This window comes from Methylobacterium dankookense (assembly GCF_902141855.1).
GTDB lineage: Bacteria > Pseudomonadota > Alphaproteobacteria > Rhizobiales > Beijerinckiaceae > Methylobacterium > Methylobacterium dankookense.
In genome coordinates, this window is record NZ_CABFVH010000103.1 from 1 (window position 1) to 4,319 (window position 4,319).

Here is a 4,319-nt window from a genome sequence, read left to right on the forward strand (position 1 = left end):
GGTGGACTGCACCGGATCGACGAGGCGGGCGGACTGCTTGGGCATGCTCTCGCGCGAGGCCGGCCACAGCCGCGGGCCGGGGCCGCCGCACAGGATCACCGGACGGATCTCCGAGGCAGCCCCCGAACTCGCCAACTCAGACCGCATCGCCCCGCTCCCGTCGTACCCTACCGGATCACGGCAGGTCTTTACCCGGCCGCCTTGTACGGCCGCAATGCCCGGCAGCAAAACCGGTGCCGTTCGGAAATCGGCCCGGCGATGCTGTTCCGGGACAGATTCCGCGTCGAATCACAGGGCGCAATTCAGAACGGAACCGAGAGGGGCGCTCGTTAAGCGCGTGCTCAGCTCCCCACCCCACAATGCCCGGCCGCATCGTCGGGCAGGAGCGTGGGCGGGGGCCATGGGAACGAGGAGCGGTCGGCACGGATCTGCCGGTGGGCCTGCGCCGGCCCGGGCGAGAGCGCTGTCCGCAATCCTGGCGCTGCTCGCCGGCCTGTCCTGGTGCGGTCCCGCCGGCGCGGAGGCGCCGCCCGCGCAGGATGGGCCCTCCATCACCTGGTCCGTCTACGAGGCCGGGCCCTTCATGATGCTCGACGGGCCCGAGCGGGGCACCGGCATCTTCGACCGAATCCGCGGCCTGCTGGCGGAGCGCCTGGGCGACGTCTCCCAGCGGACGATCTCGGCCCCCTTCCCGCGCCTCCTCGCCGAGATCCGCAACGGCGCCGACTGGTGCTTCGTCGGCGGGATCCGTACCCCGGAGCGCGAGGCCTTCGCGGCCTTCTCCCTGCCGGTGGCGATGTTCTACCCGCTGCGGGTCATCGTCCACGCGCCGCAGCGCGCCCGGTTCGAGGCGCTCGGGCCGATCCCGCTCGCGCGGCTCCTCGAGGACGGCACGGCCTGGCGCACCAGCGTGCTCCTCGGGCGCAGCCTCGCCCCCGCCGTCGATGCGCTGCTGCGGGCCCGGCCGCCGGCCCAGACCTTCTCCGAGTTCCCGGAGGCCTTCCGGATGCTGCTGCGTGACCGGCTCGACTACCTCATCGAGTTCCCGAGCATCGCCGCCTACCACGCCCGCCACCTGCAGGCGGACGGTGCCCTCGTCGCCCTGCCCCTCTCCGAGACGCCCGACCCCGTCTTCTCCCGCGTGATGTGCGCGCGCACGCCCCAGGGGCTCGCCGTGGTGGCGCGGATCGACGCGATCCTGCGCGCCGAGCGCCCGAACCCGGCCTACCGCGCCATCGTCGAGGCGTGGTCCGATCCGGCCGACCTGCCGAAGCTGCGGGCGATCTACGATGCGCGCTTCCTCACCTCGGATTGAGGTCGCCCCGGCCGCCCTACGATGTCACGGCGATGGGCGTGTCGGGACGCTCGTCGCGGATGCGACGCTTCCTTAAGGGACATCTGCGCTTCTGGCGGTCGGCGCTTCGGCGCGGGCCGGAGCGGTCATCCGTGGTCGGCGGATCGGGGCGAGCGGTTGGCAACCTGTCCATTCCCGGAACACCTCCCGCTCTCCGCGGCCGCCGGTTCCCGCCGCGGCTGACGATCGCCCCATGCCTCCTCAGCCTCCCGCCGCGACGCCCGTGCTGGCGACCCGCCTGATCCGCGCGATCTTCGGCTGCTACTTCGTGGTGGCCGCCGCGCTGACCGCGGTACAGCTCGCCGTCGAGTACGGCGACGCGCACGACCACCTGCAGCGCGACGTCGCCGCCCTCGAACGGACCTTCGGTCCCGGGCTGGAGGACGCGGTCTGGCGCTTCAACGGGGAGGTGCTGCGCGGCATCCTCGCCGGCATGCGCGAGATCCCGGCGGTGGTCGGCGTCGAGGTGCGCGACGAGAAGGGCCGCCGCGTCGAGGCGGTCGGCGCCGTCGCGGAGGCCGATTCCGGGGCGGCGAGCCCCACCCGCGTGGGCGGGCTCGGCACGCGCTTCAGCCGCCGGTTCGACCTCGTCCACGTGGACGAGACCGGGCGCCGCTACCCGGTGGGCTCCTGGACCGTGTTCTCCGATACCGGCATCGCCATCGAGCAGGTCCGGCGCACCCTGGTGGTGATCCTGATCAACTCGGCGATCAAGACCGTGATGCTGTGGTTCATCTTCGTCGCGGTGATCCGCTGGATGGTCGGCCGCCCGCTCGCCCAGGTCGCCGCCCATCTCGCGCGCATGGACCGGGAGACCCTGGCCGAGCCGCTGGTGCTGCGCGGCGGCGGCCGGCACGAGCTGCACGCCCTGGTCGCGGCGCTCAACGCCACCACCGACCGCCTGCGCCGCGCCTTCGAGGAGCGCAACGCGCTGACCCACGACCTCACCGAGATGAACGCGACGCTTCAGGCCCGTGTCGCCGCGCGCACGCGGGAACTCGAGGCGCTCGCCGCCACCGACCAGCTTACCGGGCTGCCGAACCGCCGCCGGCTCGATGCGGCCCTCGACGAGGCCCTGGCGGCGGAGGCCGGGTCCGGGCTCGCGGTGATCGTCTGCGACGTCGACCAGTTCAAGGCGGTCAACGACCAGCACGGTCACACGGTGGGGGATGCGGTGCTGGGGGGCATCGCCGGGATCCTGGCCCAGGCGCAGGGGCCGGGCGACACGGTCGGCCGCTGGGGCGGCGAGGAGTTCATGCTGGTCTGCCCCGGCGCCGACCTCGCCGCGGCCCGCGCCCGTGCCGAGGCGCTGCGGGTGCGCATCGAGGCGAGCGCCCTCCCCTTCGTCGGGCCGCGCACCTGCTCCTTCGGCGTCGCCGCGCGGCGCCCCGGCGAGGCCGTGGACGGGCTCGTGGCGCGGGCCGATGCGGCCCTCTACCGGGCCAAGCGCAACGGCCGGAACCGGGTGGAAATCGAGGAGTCGATCGAGGCGCGCGACGCGGCCTGACCGGAGGCGCACCGGAGCGTCGCCCGCTCCGGCGCGCCCGTCACGCAGGGGGTGTCCCCGATCTCCGGATCACGGAGGAGGTGGCCGCTCGTGCGGAGGCGTGGTCGTGCATGCATGATCGTGCACGCGGGGTCTTCATCGGGTCTTGGTCTTGCGCCGAACCGGGATCCGCTTCGGCGGCGGGCGCCCTGTCACGAGAACGAGCCGAACGCCTCGAAGGTGTTGGTGGGCGGGCTCTCCTGCGGGGCCGCCTCGGCCTCGGCCGGCGGGGTCGTGTCCTGTCGTAGGCCGGCCGGGAGGGGCCGGGTCGCGTTCGGTGTGGTGTGAGTCTCGTCCGGGACGGTGGCGAGCGGCGAGGCAGAGCGATCGTGCTGCGCGTCGAGAATCATCCAGTCTCCTCAGGCTGCGGCCGAATGGACAGCCGAGCTTGGGATACGGATTCGGCGGAGTCAGGCAAGCCCGGCTTCGGCATGGCAGCCGCGCCGAGCGAGGCCTTGCGCACTCAGGTGCAGGCGAGCGACGCGCTTGCGCGTCAGGTTTCCTGCGTCACGCGAGCGCGCATCTCGCGCTCGGCGTCGAGCAGCATGGCCCGCAGATGCGCGCTCAACAGGTCGCCCGCATCGGACAGGACGAGGTTGTCGGGCAGGCTCGCCAGGATCTCGCGGATATGCGCGCGCGCCTTCTCGATCATCGCCTGGTTCGCCCGCTCGGCCGCCGCCAGGTCGTGGCGGCCATGGAGGACGAGCAGGTCGCCGTAGAGCGCCAGCATCGTCTTGTAGGCGATATTGCAGATGATCGCGAGATCGGCCGGATCTTCAGAAGCCGCGAAATCGTCGAGCGTGTAATTCAGCATCGATGAGGCGTCGTCCCTGCTCGTTCTCCTGCCATGCTCGGCATGTCCCGACCTTGCCGTGCCGGCCGGTTCACCTCGGCGCCGCGGATCAATAGGCATGCGCTGTTACGAAAGATAGTGATTCGCCCCGCCTCGACCGTTCTGCGCCGAGACGGCGGACGGCGCGGCCCGCGGGCCGGGAAACAGGAGGGCCTACTCGGCCGGCCGCTCCTTCGACCACCGCTGCCGGTCGGCGGCCGATTGGCGCAGGGCCTCCTGGGGATCGACGGCATCGGCCGCCGCCCCGCGCCGGGTCGGCGCCGCAGGTCGCGCCTCGACGGGATCGGGCCCGACGCCCTGGGGCACCGCGTCGGTCTGCGCGACGGGGTGCAGGAGCCGCGTGCAGGCGCCGGCCGGCAGCAGCATCAGGGCGGCGAGAAGGTATCGGATCGGCATGCGTCCTCCCATCCGTCGAGGATCAGCGCCCTGCCCTGCGCCCCCAGTGTGGCGGTTGTCCGGCACGCCCTCTAGGTCGCGAACCCATAACGGTGGGCACGGGTGAGGCGTGCCGTCGTTAACCCTCTGGCGAGGGAGGGTTCTGGATGGCGCGGTTCGACCTGACGGAT

The 4,319-nt window shown here is 72.6% G+C and carries 5 protein-coding genes; 2 read left to right on the forward strand and 3 right to left on the reverse strand.

What is annotated here, in order from left to right:
• Window positions 1–400 precede the first annotated feature (400 nt).
• Complete coding sequence (locus MTDSW087_RS29630; protein WP_186384053.1) at window positions 401–1,315, forward strand: transporter substrate-binding domain-containing protein; 915 nt, start codon at window positions 401–403, stop codon at window positions 1,313–1,315.
• A gap of 232 nt (window positions 1,316–1,547) precedes the next feature.
• Window positions 1,548–2,861, forward strand: coding sequence for a GGDEF domain-containing protein (locus MTDSW087_RS29635; protein WP_144769351.1), 1,314 nt, complete (start codon window positions 1,548–1,550; stop codon window positions 2,859–2,861).
• Window positions 2,862–3,052: 191 nt separating this feature from the next.
• Here MTDSW087_RS29635 and MTDSW087_RS29640 read toward each other — a convergent pair whose 3' ends face one another.
• From MTDSW087_RS29640 to MTDSW087_RS29650, 3 genes are all read right to left on the reverse strand, one after another.
• A complete protein-coding gene (locus MTDSW087_RS29640; protein WP_144769353.1) occupies window positions 3,053–3,250 on the reverse strand; it encodes a hypothetical protein in 198 nt (65 codons plus the stop codon).
• Window positions 3,251–3,393: 143 nt separating this feature from the next.
• On the reverse strand, window positions 3,394–3,714 hold the full coding sequence (locus MTDSW087_RS29645) for a hypothetical protein (protein ID WP_144769355.1): 321 nt from the start codon (window positions 3,712–3,714) through the stop codon (window positions 3,394–3,396).
• Window positions 3,715–3,906: 192 nt separating this feature from the next.
• Entirely contained in the window at window positions 3,907–4,149 is a 243-nt protein-coding gene (locus tag MTDSW087_RS29650) for a hypothetical protein (protein WP_144769357.1), read from the reverse strand.
• Window positions 4,150–4,319 lie beyond the last annotated feature (170 nt).